The sequence below is a fragment of the Streptomyces caniferus genome (assembly GCF_009811555.1).
GTDB lineage: Bacteria > Actinomycetota > Actinomycetes > Streptomycetales > Streptomycetaceae > Streptomyces > Streptomyces caniferus.
On the sequence record NZ_BLIN01000005.1, the window covers coordinates 222,245 to 238,297 of the forward strand.

General features: G+C 72.5%; 15 protein-coding genes. 8 read left to right on the top strand and 7 right to left on the bottom strand.

Going from position 1 to position 16,053, the window contains the following annotated elements; genetic code table 11:
• The first annotated feature begins 164 nt into the window (after positions 1 to 164).
• Positions 165 to 1,505, top strand: a complete 1,341-nt coding sequence (gene alr / locus Scani_RS17645) for an alanine racemase (protein WP_159476991.1) — start codon at positions 165 to 167, stop codon at positions 1,503 to 1,505.
• A 139-nt stretch (positions 1,506 to 1,644) separates the two neighbouring features.
• Positions 1,645 to 3,105 carry an amino acid permease gene (locus Scani_RS17650; RefSeq protein ID WP_159476993.1) on the top strand — a complete coding sequence of 487 codons (1,461 nt, stop codon included), beginning with the start codon at positions 1,645 to 1,647 and terminating at the stop codon, positions 3,103 to 3,105.
• A 141-nt stretch (positions 3,106 to 3,246) separates the two neighbouring features.
• Here the strand turns inward: Scani_RS17650 and Scani_RS17655 are convergent, their stop codons facing one another.
• From Scani_RS17655 to Scani_RS17665, 3 genes are all read right to left on the bottom strand, one after another.
• On the bottom strand, positions 3,247 to 3,492 hold the full coding sequence (locus tag Scani_RS17655; protein WP_159476996.1) for a non-oxidative hydroxyarylic acid decarboxylases subunit D: 246 nt from the start codon (positions 3,490 to 3,492) through the stop codon (positions 3,247 to 3,249).
• Positions 3,493 to 3,584: 92 nt separating this feature from the next.
• Positions 3,585 to 5,009: a non-oxidative hydroxyarylic acid decarboxylases subunit C gene (locus Scani_RS17660; protein ID WP_159477000.1), complete on the bottom strand. Its 1,425-nt coding sequence runs from the start codon at positions 5,007 to 5,009 to the stop codon at positions 3,585 to 3,587.
• Between the two features lie 33 nt (positions 5,010 to 5,042).
• On the bottom strand, positions 5,043 to 5,633 hold the full coding sequence (locus tag Scani_RS17665) for a non-oxidative hydroxyarylic acid decarboxylases subunit B (protein WP_159477003.1): 591 nt from the start codon (positions 5,631 to 5,633) through the stop codon (positions 5,043 to 5,045).
• A gap of 261 nt (positions 5,634 to 5,894) precedes the next feature.
• On the opposite strand from Scani_RS17665, the gene Scani_RS17670 reads away from it, so the two are divergent.
• Entirely contained in the window at positions 5,895 to 6,785 is an 891-nt protein-coding gene (locus Scani_RS17670; protein WP_159477006.1) for a helix-turn-helix transcriptional regulator, read from the top strand.
• Positions 6,786 to 6,831: 46 nt separating this feature from the next.
• The gene (locus Scani_RS17675) at positions 6,832 to 7,185 is read left to right on the top strand and encodes a hypothetical protein (RefSeq protein ID WP_159477009.1); all 354 of its coding nucleotides are present in this window, start codon (positions 6,832 to 6,834) and stop codon (positions 7,183 to 7,185) included.
• Positions 7,186 to 7,259: 74 nt separating this feature from the next.
• On the opposite strand, the gene Scani_RS41775 is transcribed toward Scani_RS17675, so the two are convergent.
• A complete protein-coding gene (locus Scani_RS41775) occupies positions 7,260 to 8,519 on the bottom strand; it encodes a LuxR C-terminal-related transcriptional regulator (RefSeq protein WP_159477012.1) in 1,260 nt (419 codons plus the stop codon).
• Positions 8,520 to 8,710: 191 nt separating this feature from the next.
• Here Scani_RS41775 and Scani_RS17685 point away from each other — a divergent pair, with 191 nt between their 5' ends.
• Complete coding sequence (locus Scani_RS17685; RefSeq protein WP_159477015.1) at positions 8,711 to 9,646, top strand: NADP-dependent oxidoreductase; 936 nt, start codon at positions 8,711 to 8,713, stop codon at positions 9,644 to 9,646.
• 130 nt (positions 9,647 to 9,776) lie between these two features.
• Here the strand turns inward: Scani_RS17685 and Scani_RS17690 are convergent, their stop codons facing one another.
• Positions 9,777 to 9,962 carry a lamin tail domain-containing protein gene (locus Scani_RS17690; protein WP_246295954.1) on the bottom strand — a complete coding sequence of 62 codons (186 nt, stop codon included), beginning with the start codon at positions 9,960 to 9,962 and terminating at the stop codon, positions 9,777 to 9,779.
• A 227-nt stretch (positions 9,963 to 10,189) separates the two neighbouring features.
• Between Scani_RS17690 and Scani_RS17695 the strand changes: the two genes are divergently transcribed.
• The gene (locus tag Scani_RS17695; RefSeq protein WP_159477020.1) at positions 10,190 to 11,539 is read left to right on the top strand and encodes a M64 family metallopeptidase; all 1,350 of its coding nucleotides are present in this window, start codon (positions 10,190 to 10,192) and stop codon (positions 11,537 to 11,539) included.
• A gap of 106 nt (positions 11,540 to 11,645) precedes the next feature.
• Here Scani_RS17695 and Scani_RS17700 read toward each other — a convergent pair whose 3' ends face one another.
• On the bottom strand, positions 11,646 to 13,178 hold the full coding sequence (locus Scani_RS17700) for a sigma-70 family RNA polymerase sigma factor (protein ID WP_159477023.1): 1,533 nt from the start codon (positions 13,176 to 13,178) through the stop codon (positions 11,646 to 11,648).
• Positions 13,179 to 13,523: 345 nt separating this feature from the next.
• Here Scani_RS17700 and Scani_RS41010 point away from each other — a divergent pair, with 345 nt between their 5' ends.
• On the top strand, positions 13,524 to 14,453 hold the full coding sequence (locus Scani_RS41010) for a CAP domain-containing protein (protein ID WP_246295956.1): 930 nt from the start codon (positions 13,524 to 13,526) through the stop codon (positions 14,451 to 14,453).
• 106 nt (positions 14,454 to 14,559) lie between these two features.
• Here Scani_RS41010 and Scani_RS17710 read toward each other — a convergent pair whose 3' ends face one another.
• Positions 14,560 to 15,369 carry an alpha/beta hydrolase gene (locus Scani_RS17710; RefSeq protein ID WP_159477026.1) on the bottom strand — a complete coding sequence of 270 codons (810 nt, stop codon included), beginning with the start codon at positions 15,367 to 15,369 and terminating at the stop codon, positions 14,560 to 14,562.
• Positions 15,370 to 15,541: 172 nt separating this feature from the next.
• Here Scani_RS17710 and Scani_RS17715 point away from each other — a divergent pair, with 172 nt between their 5' ends.
• Positions 15,542 to 16,051, top strand: a complete 510-nt coding sequence (locus Scani_RS17715; protein WP_159477029.1) for a MarR family winged helix-turn-helix transcriptional regulator — start codon at positions 15,542 to 15,544, stop codon at positions 16,049 to 16,051.
• Positions 16,052 to 16,053: the final 2 nt, after the last annotated feature.

The window sequence follows — 16,053 nt, forward strand, 5'->3', positions numbered from 1 at the left end:
CCAGGTCCCGTTGTTCCGCCGCCCCTCCCCGTTGTTCCAGGCCCACTCCCGAGCGCCCCGAGACAGTGCCGATCGAACGATGACGGCCCGTTCCCCCGCCGAAACCATGGCTCCACCGCAGCTCGCGCACCGGGCAGCAACGGATTCCATGGAAGGACGGTGGCATGACATTCGGCATTCCCCGCGAGGCCGAGAGCGTCGAGACGGGACACGGAGCGGCGGTGACCGCCGTGGCGGACGTACGGCCGCCGGCCGGGTCCGGCAGGACGGCCGTGGGGCACACGCCGGCCGCGTCCACTGGGCCGGCCCCGGCCGGCGGATCTGCGCCCGGACGCCACTCCGGGGAGCCGCACCGGCCCGGAACACCGCACGCCCAGGCCCGTATCGATCTCGCGGCGATCCGCGCCAACGTCGGCCGGCTGTGCGAGGTGGCAGGCTCCGCGGAGGTGATGGCCGTGGTCAAGGCGGACGGCTACGGGCACGGCATGGTCGAGGCCGCCCGCGCGGCCCTCGCGGGCGGTGCCACCTGGATCGGCGTCGCCGGAATGCGGGAGGCGTTGGCGCTGCGCGCGGCCGGTGTCCCCGGCCGGCTGCTCGCGTGGCTGCTGACGCCGGGTGACGACTGGAATGCCGCGGTGGCCTCCGGGGTCGAGCTGTCGGCCGGTGCCGACTGGGCGGTACGGGCGGCGATCCGGGCGGCGCACGCCGTGGGCCGCCCGGCACGGCTGCACCTCGAAGTGGAGACCGGGCTCGGGCGCGGCGGCGCCTGCCCGGGCGACTGGCCGGGGCTGCTGGACACCGCGGCGCGCGCCGAAGCAGCCGGTTCCGTTCATGTCGTCGGGGTGTGGTCGCACCTCGCACGGGCCGATGAGCCCGGACACCCCGGCTGCGACCGGCAGGTGGCGCACTTCCGCTCCGCCGTCGCACGCGCCCGGCGGGCCGGGCTCACCCCCGAGGTCCTTCATCTGTCCAACTCGGCCGCCACACTGACCCTTCCGGAGGCCCGCTTCGACCTCGTACGCCCCGGGCTCGCCGTCTACGGACTGAGCCCGGTGCCCGACCGGGCCGGGCCCGCTGAGCTGGGGCTGCAGCCGGCGATGTCCCTCACCGCCCGGCTCGCCTCCGTCAAGCGGGTACCCGCCGGGCACGGCGTCTCCTACGGTCACCGCTATCGCACCGCCCGCGAGACCACGCTCGGCCTGGTCCCCCTCGGCTATGCCGACGGCGTGCCCCGGCATGCGTCACAGGCCGGTCCGGTCCTCGCCGCCAGCCGGCGGCACACGGTGGCGGGCACCGTGTGCATGGACCAGTTCGTCCTCGACCTCGGCGATGTCCCCGCCGCGCCCGGAGACGAGGTCGTGCTCTTCGGGCCCGGCGACCGCGGGGAGCCCGGCGCGCAGGACTGGGCCCGCGCCGCCCACACGATCTCGCACGAGATCGTCACCCGCATCGGGGCCCGTGTGCCGCGCACCTACACCGGCGGCACGGTCTCCGGCGCGCGCTGAGCCGATACCGACCACGGCCCCGCCACGTTGGACGACCGACACCGCCCGCCCCGTCGGACACCGACGCCGTCTCCCTCCCCATTGGACGCCCGACACCATCCCGCTCTTGCCCCACCACCCCCGACGAGAGAGCCGCGCCATGACGCACCAGACTCCACCGCCCCCGCCACGTCCCACCGGCCCCGACGACCCGGGCTCCGAGCATCTCCACCGGGGTCTGCAGCCCCGTCACATCCAGATGATCGCCATCGGAGGGACGATCGGCGTCGGGCTGTTCCTCGGGTCCGCCCAAGCGCTCCACGAGGCCGGCCCGGGTCTGCTGATCACCTACGCAGTGGCGGGCGTGGTCGTCTTCTTCGTGATGCGGGCGCTCGGTGAGCTTCTCGTCCACCGGCCCGTGTCCGGCTCGTTCGCCACCTACGCGGAGGAGTTCATCGGCAAGTGGGCCGGGTTCGCCACCGGCTGGAGCTACTGGCTGATGTGGGTGGTCACCGGTACCGCGGAGCTGACCGCGGCCGGGATCTACGTCCGTTACTGGTGGCCCGAAGTGCCCCAGTGGCTGCCCGGTCTCATCGCCCTGGCGATCCTCGGCGTGGCCAATCTCCTGGCGGTCCGGCTGTTCGGTGAGTTCGAGTTCTGGTTCGCCATCATCAAGGTGCTCACCATCGTCGTCCTGCTGCTCATGGCCGCCGCCATCCTGATCTTCGGCTTCGGGCCGCTGGGGAAGACCGCCTCGCTCAGCAACATCTGGACGCACGGTGGCTTCTTCCCCCACGGCATGGCCGGACCGCTGCTCGCCCTCCAAGTGGTCGTGTTCGCCTTCGTCGGGGTCGAACTGCTCGGTGTGACCGCCGGGGAGAGCAAGGACCCCGAAAAGACCCTTCCCTCCGCGGTGCGCCGGGTCATCTGGCGGATCGCGCTGTTCTACCTCGGTGCCCTCACCGCGGTCATGGCGCTGGTCCCCTGGAACCAACTCGACCCGGACGTCAGCCCGTTCGTGCTGGTCTTCGCCAAGGTCGGGGTGCCCGCGGCGGCCGGCGTGGTGAACATGGTCGTGCTCACCGCGGCGCTGTCCTCCTGCAACAGCGGGGTGTTCTCCACCGGCCGCATGCTGTTCACCCTGGCCGGGGACCGGCACGCGCCGGCCGCGTTCGGGAAGGTCAGCCGCCAGGGTGTCCCCGCCGCGGGAATCCTCGCGTCCATGGCCGTCATGCTGCTGGGTGTGGCCGCGAACTACTTCGTCCCCAAGGAGGCCTTCGCGTACGTGACGAGCGTGGCGACCATCGCCGCCGTCTTCACCTGGGGAATCATCGTCTGCGCCCATCTGCGCTACCGGGCGGCGGTGCGCGCCGGGCGGCTTCGGCCGGTCGCCTTCCGTATGCCGCTGGCGCCCGCGTCGAACTACTTCGTCCTCGCCTTTCTCGGCCTCGTCCTCGTCCTGCTCGCCTTCGACGCCGAGACCAGGATCGCGCTGTACGTGGCTCCGGTGTGGGCGGTGATCCTCGTGGCCGGCTACCGCCTCACCCGTCGTACCCGGGCCGCCGGCCGGCCGGGCGTACCGCCCGACGAGGAGGTCCCGGAGCCGTCGCGGCTGACCTGAGCGGGTGGCGGGGCGATCGGTGCCCCTTCTCCGCACCTGCCCTGCCGGTCGTGGGGGTCCGCAGCAGCACTGTGGACCCCCACGGCATCCGTGCGCCGTGCCCGAGCACCCGGCATCAGTCCCTGCCCCCCGGGCCGTTCCTCACGCGGAGGGCCGCAGGGGCGGGACGACAGGTACTTCAGGGGCGTGGTCGAGGTCGTCGACGGTCAGCCGGAAGCTCTCGGGGTAGGCATCGCGCCGGGTGCGGCGGTCGGGTTCGCCGGTGCGCCAGCAGTACAGGCACCGCGCGCACTGCAGGACGTCCCAGACACCGGGGACGGGCGAGGCGAAGAGATGCTCCAGGGTGGGGTGCGCGCAGCGTGGGCAGCACGTGGCGGCGTCGGTCATGGTGGTGGTCCCCTTCGTGGAGTGGAGTGGGGTGGAGCGGTGAGGTGGGGCGGTCCGGAGCCGTGGGTGCGAGGCGGGCCGAAGAGGAGTCCTCAGCCCCGGGCGGCGAGTTGCTGGAGCTTGGCGAGCCAGTGTTCCGTCTCGGGCAGGTCGCGGACCTGGTTGCCGTAGTTGCCGCGGCCGTCCGGTGCGACGGGTGTGGTGGCGTCGATGATGAGCTTGTCGACGATGCCGGCGGGCTGTCCCTGTGGCGCCAGTTCGAGGACGGGCAGATGAGGCACCTGGACCAGGTCGCCCGCCGGGTTCATCTTGGTGGACAGGGCCCACATCACCTGCGGCAGGTTGAAGGGGTCGACGTCCTCGTCGACGACGATGACGGTGGCGGCGTAGCCGAGCCCGTGCGGTGTGGTCAGCACCCGCATGCCGACCGCCTTGGCGAAGCCTCCGTAGCGCTTCTTCGTCGAGACGATGACGATCAGGCCGTGGGTGTACATCGCGTTGACCGCCTGGACCTCGGGGAAGTCCGTCTTCAGCTGCTGGTACAGCGGCACACAGGTGTTGGCGGCGATGAGGTAGTCGACCTCGGTCCATGGCATGCCGAGGTAGAGGTGCTCGAAGACGGGGTCCGTACGGTAGGAGATCTTGTCGATGCGCAGGACGGGCAGCCTGCGGCCGCCGGAGTAGTGTCCGGTGAACTCGCCGAAGGGTCCCTCGATTTCGCGCTTGCGGCCCTCGATGACGCCCTCGATGATCACTTCCGATCCCCACGGCACCGGGAGACCGGTCAGCGGGGCCTTCGCGAGCGGTGCCGGGGCGCCGCGCAGAGCACCGGCCAGTTCGTACTCGTTCTCGTCGTACTTCATCGGGGTCGAGGCGACGAGGGAGATGACCGGGTCGTTGCCGAGGGCGAGGGCGACCGGCAGGTCCTCGCCGGCCTCCTCGGCGTTGCCCAGATGCTGGGCGATGTCGTGCATCGGCACGGGCTGCAGCGCGAGTTTGCGCCGGCCCTTGACCTCGATGCGGTAGATGCCGACGTTCTGCTTGCCGCTGTGGCCGGGGTCGTCGGGATCCTTCGAGACGACCGCGGCCTTGTCGAGGTAGAAGCCGCCGTCGCCGTCGTTGAGGCGGATCAGCGGCAGCACCTGGAAGATGTCCACGGCGTCGCCGTCCATGGTGTTCTCGGCCCACGGCGGAGCACTGCGCCACTCGGGCGCGACGGGGAACCGCCCCCAGCGGCGGGTGAACTCCGCCACCTGCTCCTTGACGCCGGTCTCCTTCGGCAGGCCCAGCGCCAGGGCGTGATTGGCCCAGGAGCCGTGCACGTTCATGGCGATACGGGCGTCGGTGAAGCCCTGCACGCGGTCGAAGTACAGGGCCGGCGCCGCGTCGCCCAGACGCGGGGCCGCGTTGGCGGCCGCGGCGATATCGGGCTCGGGCCGCACCTCTTCGGTGATGCGCAGCAGCTGGCCCTCCTTGTCCAGGGCCGTCAGGAAGCTGCGGAGGTCGTCGTATGCCATGGGTGCTCCTCGGTGGGGCGGGGGTGTCGGGGGTCAGGCGGCGGGCTTGACCGCGCGGGCGGCGCGCATGCCGTCCCAGCGTTTGGCGGCGGGCGCCGGCAGGCCGAACTGGTCGAGGATCCGCGCGATGAGGTGGTCGACGAGGTCGTCCACCGACCGCGGGTGGTGGTAGAAGGCGGGCATGGGCGGCACCATCTGCACGCCCTTGCGCGCGAGAGCGAGCATGTTCTCCAGATGGATCTCGCTCAGCGGGGTCTCACGCGGTACGAGCACGAGCGGGCGGCGCTCCTTGAGCACCACGTCCGCCGCCCGCCCCAGCAGCCCGTCGGCATAACCGGCCCGGATACCCGCCAGCGTCTTCATCGAGCACGGTGCGATCACCATGCCGTCCGTACGGAAGGAGCCCGAGGCGAGGGTCGCGCCCTGGTCCTCCGGCCGGTGGGTGACCTCGGCGAGCGCGCTCACCTCGGCGACCGAGCGGCCGGTCTCCAGCTCGATCGTGGGCCGCGCCCAGCGGGAGAGGACGAGGTGGGTCTCCACGTCCGGCAGCTCGGCCAGGGCCTCCAGCAGCCGGACGCCGAACACGGCTCCGGTCGCTCCCGTCATCCCCACGATCAGTCGCACAGTGGTCAGCTCCCTCGGTTCGTCGGACGCGCACGAAGGTCGTGCGGGGCGCCGGTCGAGGCCGGCGCAGGGCAGGTGGCGAGGCCGGTGCACGGCGGGTCGAGAGCGGCGGGGAGCCGGTGGGAGGACAGGGAACCTTTCGGTCACCGCATCGTCACGCCGGATTTATGTCGCGTCAGCCCGCACGTGGCCTGACCGGCCCCGTCACCTCTCACGCTAGGCGCGAGCCACCCCTTCGAAGCGGTACGCTGAGGACACGCTATGGACAGAAACGGACCCGCTGACGTCACCGAGGTGCCCTTCAGGGCCTCGGCGGGAGCCCCGCCCGGCGCGGAGGTCCTCGGCTTCGCCGATCTGCTCGCCCGCGCGCGTGGGCACGGCGTCGACCCGTACGCGACCAAACGCCTGGCCTTCCACGAGCTGATCGCGGTGCGCACCGGCACCCTGCGCTGCTCCGTCGACTTCACCGAGCACGAGCTGACCCCGGGCAGTTGGCTGTGGGTGCGCCCCGGCCAGATCAGCCAGTACCACTCCGACCTCACCCTGGCGGAGGGCACCGTCGTCCTCTTCCTGCCGGGCTTCCTGAGCCCCGCCACCGCGGAGGCCGCCCGCGTCGACCAGCACGACGGGACCCGGTCACTGACCCCGCGGGGCGCGGAAGGGGATGCCGTACGGCACGTCCTGGAGCTGCTGGAGAGCGAGTACCGGCAGTTGACCGGCCTGCCGCTGGAGGTGCACCTCGAGGTGGTGCGCCATCTGCTCGCCGTCCTCGTCCTGCGGCTGGCGCATCTGCGCGGCGCGCAGGGCGGCGACGAGGCGGGCAGTACGGCCTTCCGGAGTTTCCAGCAGGCCGTGGAACGCGACTTCGCCCGCAGCCACCGGGTGGAGGAGTACGCCAGGCAACTGGGCTACAGCGTCCGCACGCTCACCCGCGCCACCCACGCCGCCGCCGGGTGCGGCGCCAAGCGCTATATCGACGACCGGGTCCTTCTGGAGGCCAAGCGTCTGCTGGTGCACACCGGCCTCACCGCCACCGCCATCGGCGACCGGCTCGGCTTCCCGGACGCCACGGTCTTCACCAAGTTCTTCCGGCAGCGGGCCGGCGAGACCCCGGCCGCCTTCCGCAACCGCGCCCGGGGGAACCGCCCCTGACCGGGCGCCGGGCCCGTGGGCGCCGCGGCCCCGTACGCTCAGCGGCATGAGGAAGGATCATCAGCTGCGCCGTCTGGCCGTCGGCGAGGACACCTGGCTGTGGTCGGTCCGCCACAAGCACCCTCCATGCCGCGAGATCCTCTCGCTCCACCACGCCGCCACGCGGACCACCCTGCGGATCGTCTTCCACGACCGACCCGGACGCCTCGTCCCCGACGGCCTCCTGCACTCCGGCGCCGTCGGCGACCGCCGCGGTGTGCTCAACCTCCATGAGCCGGGTGTGGTCCGCCGGCTCGTCGACGAACTGGCCGCACAAGGCCGCCTGCCGACCGCTCCCGGGGACGAGGAGCTGGACGGCTGGCCGCTCTTCGATGCGCTCGTGGCACGCGACGGCGACTGAACACCCGGGCCCACCACGGCAGTTCGCTGCTGGACCGGTGCAACGGGGCGGCCGGTCCGCCGGGTCCGCGGCCGCTATGCCACGGCGTGGAAGAGCGCCGCCGCCTCGCCCCGTGACCCGACGCCCAGTTTGGTGAGGATCTTGGCGACATGGAACTTCACCGTCGACTCGCTGATGTGCAGCTCCTGCGCGATCGCTCGGTTGCGGTGCCCGAGCGCCAGCCGGGCCAGCACCTCCAGTTCCCGCTCGCCCAGTGCGGTGAGCGGATCGGGGGCCAGGTCCTGGGAGACCCGCAGCGGGATCGACGCCGAGACCGTGGTCCCCCACCCGGGTACGGCGTCGACGTCCAGCCGCCCGTTCAGCACGTCGAGCCGCTCGGTGACCCCGCCGTGGGCCACCTCCCCATGGGTGAGAGTGCCGGGCCCGTCGTCGCGTACCGTCGCGCGCAGTGCGTCGTCGGTGAGCTGCCAGCCGATGTGGACACGGCTCACATCCGGCTGCTCCAGCACTTTCAGCAGCAGCGTCCGGACGATGGCCCGCGCGGTGTGTGCCACGTCGGCGGCCACCGTCCGCGCGGAGTCGGGTGCGCCCAGCTCCAGTCGTACGGGGCCGTAACGCACCAGTGGCCGCAGCGAGTCGGCGAGCCGGGCGAAGGCCTGTGCGGCCGGTTCCTCGGCGATCGCCTGGTCCCGTTCCGCCTCCGCGCGCAGCTCCACCAGGGCCGAGGCCGCCAGGTCCGTGGCGGTGGCGCGGGCCGCCGCATCATCGAGGGTGCGACTGCGCAGGACGCCCAGCACTCCGGTGAGCGCGGCAGCACAGGACTCGCCCAGCTCGGCGATCACCCGGGCCCGGGTCCCGGCGGCGGTCCGCGAGCGGGCCAGCGCACCGGGCACGGCCTCCGCCGCCAATCGGTCGAAGTGGCTGGTGACCACGTCCCACAGCGCCTGCACCAGGGCGGCCGCCGGTGCGTCGACGGGGGTGGCGTCGCCGTCCCGCACCAGCAGCAGTACGGCGCCCCGGAGGGTGGCGTGGCTGGTCACGGCAAGGACGGGCCGCTCGGCGCCGGCGAGAACGAGGGTGCCCTGCCACGGGCGGCCCGGCGTGCCCGAGGCGAGCAGCGGTGCCAGGTGGGCGGTGGACAGCCGGCCGGTGAGGTCCGTGTCGCCGTACGTCTTGAACGGGGAGTGGGCGCAGTGCGTGGAGAGTTCCGCGGCCGCCCGGTGCGGCACCACCTCGGCCAGGACGGCGGAGAGCCGGGGCAGGATCTCGCCCAGCGGCTGGCGGATCACCTCGTATGCGGCGGTCAGGGCGGGCACGGATCCGGTCAACTCCATGGGTCGCAGCGTAGTCAGGCGCGCCGGGGCCGGTGCTGGCCTTTCGGCCAGGCCGGACTGGCCCGATGGCCGGCGCCGCGCTGCTTGCCGGGGACGAAGCTGAAGCCGTCGATCCCTGGCCGTCGTTCGGTCCGTTGCCGGCCACACATCCCATCAGTCCCACATCCCATGCATTGAACGGGGAGACCTCCATGCGAGCAATCGTTTACAACGAATTCGGCGGGCCTGACGTGCTCAGCCTCGGGCACACCGACAAGCCGGTTCCCGGTCCGGGGGAAATACGCGTGAAGGTGGTGGCGGTCGGCGTCAATCCACTGGACTTCAAACGGCGTTACGGGTGGGTGGAGCAGTACTACCCGACGACGTTCCCCGCCGTGCCGGGGCTGGAGTTCGCCGGCGTGGTGGACGCGGTCGGCGACGGGGACGGTCCCGGCCGCGTCCCGGGCGAGCCTCTCGCCGTCGGCGACGAGGTGTTCGGCTTCACCAGCACCGGTGCCTACGCGGAGTACGCCCTCGCGGGCGACATCGCGCGCAAGCCCGCCGCACTGTCCTTCGAGGCCGCGGCGGCCCTCCCGGTGGCCGGCGAGACGGCGCAGCGGGTCCTCGACCTGCTCGGCCTGAAGGCGGGCGAGACCCTGCTGCTGCACGGTGCGGCGGGCGCCGTCGGCCAGGTCGCGGTGCAGCTCGCGGTGGCGTCGGGCGCCACGGTGGTGGGCACGGCGTCCCCGGCCAACCACGAATTCCTGCGTGCGCTGGGTGCGGTCCCGGTGGCGTACGGGGCGGGACTTGCCGACCGGGTCCGGGCGGCCGCCCCGCAGGGCGTCGACGCGGCCTTCGACGCGGCCGGCCGGGACGCACTGCCGGTCTCGATCGCACTGTGCGGCGGAGCGACCGAGCGCATCGTCACCATCGCCGACATGCAGGCGGCGGATCATGGGGTGGTGTTCTCCGCGGGCGGCACGCCCCCGGAGCAGGTCCGGGCGGGTCTGGCCGCGCACGCCCGCCTCGCCGTCGAGGGGCGGCTCGCCGTACCGGTCGTCGAGACCTTCGCGCTCTCCGACGCCGCCAAGGCCCAGGAGCTGAGCGAGGCGGGGCATGTACGCGGAAAGCTGATCATCAAGATCTGAGTCGGGCGCCCGCGCGGCGGGCTCCCCCATGATGGTGCGCCACAGACCGGCTGTCCGCGGCGCACGGACGGGTGAACGCCACGGCCGGTGAAGGAGGGGCGACTCCCTCACCGGTCATGCCCGTTCGAGGTCAGTGACGGCGCCCCCACGCCACGGTGTCGACGACGCGGTGGCGGTCGCTGCGCAGGATCGCCTGGTCCCCGTTGTTGTCCCAGACGTAGTTCCGGCGGTCCTGGTAGAGGTCCGTGCGGTTGTCGCGGCCGATGCCGGTGTGGACGCGGACCTGGCTGTGGCCGTTGAGTCGCAGCAACCGCACCACGCCAGGCGTGCACGCTCCGGCGCTCGACCTGCCGCCCACAACGCCCCCTACACGTATCCGTACCGGGAGGGATTCCCGGGGGCGCTCACCCTCCCTCAACTCAGCTTTCCATCAGGGAACTTGGACATCATCCGTTGCCTGGAGTCCCGGGAGCCTCTACGTTGAGCGCGCCTGAATTCGGCTCAACCCGCCGCTCGTGCGGCGGGCTTCGGGAGGAACCCCCCATGCACAGACGCGCCTCCAAGGACGCACCCAGACGCCTTTCCATACGTACCGCGGTGTCGGCCGGCCTCGCCGTCGTGACGCTGGCGGCGGTGGCCGCAGCCTCCACCGCGGCCACCGCCCAGGGCGCCACCCCGGCACCGTCCGCCGCCCCGCACGGGCAACGCACCCAGCAGGTCGAGTACTTCACCGATGCGGCCGGTCACCCCCGGCGCACCACTGTTCCGGCCTCGAAGCCGGTCTCCCCCTCCGACCGGGTCGCGATCGCCGGCGACGGCGACGTCACCTCGATCGTGCAGAACGGCCCGGTCGGCGCCAAGCTCGACGTGGTCTTCGTCGGTGACGGCTACACCGCCGCCCAGCAGGAGGACTTCCACGCGGACGTCCGCGCCAAGTGGGCCAAGATCTCCGCCGTCGAGCCCTACGCCTCGTACACCGGACTGTTCAACGTCTGGGCCGTCGACGCCGTCTCCAACGAGTCCGGCGTCTCCGGGGACCCGACGCGGGACGTGGTCCGCGACACCGCCCTCGACTCCGCGTTCTTCTGCGAGGACACCGAGCGGCTGCTGTGCGTCGACACCGGCAAGGTCGAGTCGTACGCCTCCAAGGCCCCGGCCGCCGACCTCGTCGTGGTGCTCGCCAACTCCACCAAATACGGCGGTGCGGGGTACAACGACATCTCCTCGCAGGTCGGTTACGACGGCATCGCCACCGCCTCCTCCGACAACGACCGGTCCGACCAGATCGCGGTGCACGAGACGGGTCATTCGCTCGGCAAGCTCGCCGACGAGTACGACTACGGCCAGTCCGGCACCTACTCGGGCCCCGAGCCCGCCGAGGCCAACCTCACCACCCTCTCCGCCGACCAGATGACCGCCCAGCGCCAGAAGTGGTACCGCTGGATGGGCCAGGAGTCGCCGGACGGCGGTGCGGTGGGCGCGTTCGAGGGCGGCGGCTATTACCCGTACGGGCTCAACCGCCCCACCGAGAACTCGATCATGCGGTCGCTCGGCCGGGAGTTCAACCTCCCCGGCCGGGAGGCGATGATCGCCGGGTTCTACCGCTACGCGAGCGTGCTGAGCAGCCCGGTGGCCACCGACCGCACGGTCCCGCGCAAGGCGCGTCTCCAGGTTCGCGTGCCCGCCTCCGCGCAGGTGAAGTGGTACGTCGACGGCCGCGAGCGCAAGGCCGCGCGCGGCAGGTCCACCGTCGTGGTGCGGGCTCTCGGCGTCCCGTCCGACGGCCGCACCCATAGGGTCACGGCCAGGGCCACCGACCGTACGGCGGCGGTGCGTGACCCGGCGCTGCGCAAGCAGTTGTCCGGTGCGCTGAGCTGGCGGGTGTCCCGCTAGGACGGATACGCCCCGGGGCGTATCCTCATCGCCCCGCCGGGGCGGCGCTCCTCCGCCGCCCCGGTGCCGGGCGGGGCCGGTGAACGCCCCGCCCGGCGCGCGCAGGTCAGCGCGGGGCCGCGAGGTCCTGGGTCCACCAGGGCCCGCCCGCTCCCTCGACGACCCCGATGCCGACCGACGTGAACTTGCAGTCGAGCAGGTTGTCGCGGTGCATGGCGTCGCCCATCCAGTCGTTCACCGCCGCGGCGGCGGTGCGCGGGCCTCGGTCGAGGTTCTCGCCCCAGCTGCTCCATTGGTACCCGGCAGCGGTGATCCGCTCGTCGGGGCCGGTACCGTCCGGGGTGTCGTGCTCGTAGTACTGGCGTGCCGCCATGTCGGCGGAGTGGCTCCGCGCCGCGCTGTGCAGTCGCGGGTCGATGCGCAGCGGCCCGCAGCCGGCCCGGGCCCGCCGGAGGTTGATGAGTGCGGTGGCCTGTTCTTCGAGGCTGGGCGGGGCGGGGGGCGGCGGGGCGGACCGCGTGGGGGACGGGGTGGCGGTGCGCGAGGGGGTCGGCGTCGGTGTGGGGCGTGGCGTCGGCGGGGGCGTGGCCACGGTACGTGCCGCCTTCGGCTCGGCCTTCCGTTCGTGTTTCCGTTCGGCCGGGGGCGTACCGGTGGACCACCACAGGGCCGCGGTGACGGCCACGGCGAGGGTGGCGGCACCCGTGACGGCGGTGCCCTTCTTCACCCGGCGCGGCCGGGGCAGCCGCTCCGGCAGCGGGTGTGCGCCGGACCCGCCGGATGCCTGGTGTGCAGGCACTGCTCCGGACGCATGGTGCGCGGGTGCCGTGCTCGTGGACGCCGTCGCGGCGGTGGGGGCCAGGGAGGTGGGCGGCGCGAGGTGCGAAGGCAGCGGCAGCAGGGCGAGGCCCGCCAGCAGTCCTTCGGCGGGCAGGAGGTCCGTCCAGTGTCCGGAGCAGGCCTCGCACCGGCGCGCGTGGCGGGCTATTCGTTTGCGCCAGAGGGCGCAGGGTTCGTTGTCCCAGGTAGCGGTCAACTGGGTCAGATCGGGGCATGGCGGATGCGCCGCGAGCGCACGCACCACCACGCGTCCTGCCTCCAGCTGCTCCTTCATCCGCTGCACCCGGACCGCCGCATGACGTGAGTCGATCCCGACGGCGGCGACCAGCTCCGGCCTGGTGATCTCCCCGGCGGCCTCCAGCCACCACAGGGACAGCAACGCCCGGTCCCCCTCGTCCAGCCACCGGGTGGCCGCGGCCACTTCGCGACGCTGGCCGGACAGTCCCAGTTTCAGGATGGTCAGGTCCACGAAGTCGGCGGAGCGGTCGGCCCCTTCCGGTGCCTGGTCCAGGCCGACGACGGGTGCCTTGCGGTCGGTGGTCCACCGTCGGCGCACCTGGTTCATGGCGATCGCCACCAGCCAGGAGCGGAAGGACGCCGGCTCCCGCAGGTCCGCCAGCGACTCCAGGACGCGCAGCATGGTCTCCTGCACCACGTCGTCGACGTCCGCATGGCCGTCGAGGGCGCGTCCCACGACGTTGTAGATCAGCGGCAGGTAGGAGGCGAGGAGCTCCTCCCGGGCATGTTCGTCCCCGGCCTTGGCGGCCTCGACGGCCGCCGTCCCGTTTTCCTGCTTCACGCCCATTCATCCCTGTTCATTCGTGCGTACTCGTAGCCCCCGCACTCAGGTGACCCCGCGGGCTCGTGGCGATAACAGAAAAACCTACGCGGATCCGGAGAGCGGCCGTGCCCCGGGCGACGCCCCCGGCGCAGCCCGGGCGCCGGCGGCCCTGCGCCACGTCGTGACATGGGCCCGTGGCGGGCGCCCGAGGAGCCGCCACAAAACTTTTTTCGAGGTTTCCGTTATCGGGGCCCGCCCCCGGGATCTCCCATGTGTCGGCCGCCACGGACCGCCGCACGGACCACGCACCACCGTGCGGCGCCGGCGGCCGGCACATCCCCGACCCCCACAGGAAACGGAACCATGAACAACGACCACCAGCCGCAGCCCGAGTTCCACGACGAGGCCCCGACGACGAGCAGCCGCCGGGCGAACGCATCCGGCGCGCACGGACGTTCCGGCCCGTCCGGCACCGGCGGCCGTTCGGGAGGCCGGCATGGACGCAGTGGCGGCCAGCACCGCGGCGGCAGCCACTCCCGGCGGAGGACCACCCTGCTGGCGGTGGCCTCCGTGCTCGTCGTGGGCGGGTCCTGTGTGGTGCTGATACGCCCCGACTCCGGAGCCGACCAGGCACTCGCGGCGGACGGGGCCGCGCCGGCCGCACCGGCCGCCACCACCCCCACGTCCCCGGCGCCGAAGGCCTCGCGCCCGTCCAAGAGCCCTGAGCCCTCGACCTCCCCGTCGGCATCGAAACGACACGCCAAGCGGCACGCGGCGCCCCGGCCGCACTCCTCCCGCACCGGCGGCAGCGCGGACACGGTCAAGAGCGCCGCGCCGCGCGCCGCCCGTCCCAAGTCCGGCACGGGGGCCGGCGCCCCGGCCGGTACGCAGGCGGCGACGGGCACCGCCGCGGCGTTCGCGCAGAAGGTCGTCGAGCTGGTCAACGCCCAGCGGGCCCAGCACGGTTGCGGTCCGCTCACCGTCGACCACCGGCTGCAGGCCGCGGCCCAGGCCCACTCGGACGACATGGCCGCCCGCAACTACTACGAGCACAACACCCCGGAGGGCGTCGACCCGGGCACCCGGATGACCAAAGCCGGTTTCCCGTGGGGCAGTTGGGCCGAGAACATCTTCAAGAGCCCCAAGGACCCGGCCACGGCGATGGACGGCTGGATGAAGAGCCCGGGCCATCGCGACAACATCCTCAACTGCTCCTACAAGTCGACCGGCGTGGGCGTCAATCTCAGCGCCAACGGCCCGTGGTGGACCCAGGACTTCGCCACCCACTCCTGACCGGGCCCGGACGCCCGGCGCCGCCCCGCCGCACTCCGGCGGGGCGGCGCCGGGCTCCGGCCGTCCGGTTCGCCCCCGGACCGCCACCACCCGTGCCACCGAGGGGTCAGCCGGCCACCGGGGCGAAGGTGCGGTCGAGGAAGCCGTCCAGACTTCGCCGGGCCGCGTCCCCGTGCGGACCGGCGAAGATCTCGGCGGCGTGGAGGGTGCCGGGCAGGACGGCGACCTCGGCCTCGGGGAAGCTGCGGGCCACCTCGCGCAGCCGCCCTTCGTCCGCGAGCGGATCGTCGGCCGTCCCCAGGAGCAGCAGTTCGCCGTCGTAGGACGCGCCGCTTCCGCTGGTGTAGCCCCCCAGTGAGGCCAGCGGGCTGATGCCGGCGACGCCGACGGGGCGGGCGGTGCGGTCGGTCAGCATGCCGAGCATGAGCGTGCCGCCCATACAACCGCCCACCCACGCCACGCTCGTGCTGCCACGGGAGCGCAGCAGTCGGGTGGCATCGGACACGGTACGGCGGCGGTCCGGGCCCCAGTCGAACGTGACGACGTGGTAGCCGCCGGCCGCGAGCCGTCTGGCCTCGGCCGCCCATTCGCAGGAGTCGCCCCAGGAGATGGGCGCGAAGACCACCCCGCGGGGGCCGCCGCCCACGGTGACCATTCGGCCGCGCCCCGAGGAGCCGGGCAGACGGTACGCGGTGGCGCCCGTGACGCCGCGGTAGCACGACGGCAGCCGGTCCGGCGCGGCGCTGAACTCTCGCATTCCGACGGTTCCTTCCTCGGCGGAGCGTCGCTTTTCCGCCACCTCGCCCCCTTGTGGGGCCCTGTCCACGGCGCGACCGGCGCAGGCAGTGGCGCCGGCCAGTGCCAGAACGAGGACCGCCGTCAGGGCCACCGCACGCTTCGACTCACGCTTGACCATGCGAGAAGCATAGAGAGAAAGCATTGGGAAAAGCTATATTGAAAGGTAGATGGAAAGCTTTTCACGGCCTCTGCATCCGGCGATCACACAGTCTCCCCAGGTCAGAACGGACCTGTCCGGACGGTGAGATATCTTTGAGCTGAGCTATTCGGTAGAGGGAAGGCGGTTCGCGGTGGAGCCTGACCACGTAGACGAGATCATCTCGGCATGGGGCCACGAGCTGCCCGAAATCGCCGGTCTCCCGCTGGAACTGGCCAAAAGGACTGCCCTGTTGGTTTCGGCCTTCGATGTCGCCGCCGGCGTCGAACTGGAGAAGCTGGGACTCACCCAGGCCGAGTACGGAGTGCTCGCCACCCTGCGACGGATCGGCGCTCCCTACCGCCTCAAGCCGACCGACCTCACCCACGCTCTCCTGCTGTCCTCCGGCGGCACCAGCAATGTCATCAAGCGCCTGGTGGCCGCCGGCTATGTCACCCGCGCGGCGGCCGAGGACGATGCGCGCAGCAGCTGGGTGCAGCTCACGCCGAGCGGGGTGGAGACCGCCGAGGCGGCGGTGCGCGCCACCACCGCCGTGCACGCCCGCCTCGTCGACCGCATCCCGGAACCCACCGCGAAGGCCCTCAGTGAGCAGCTGCGGATCGCGCTCGCCGCCATCGAGGAGGGCGTGCTGATCCGCCGCTGACG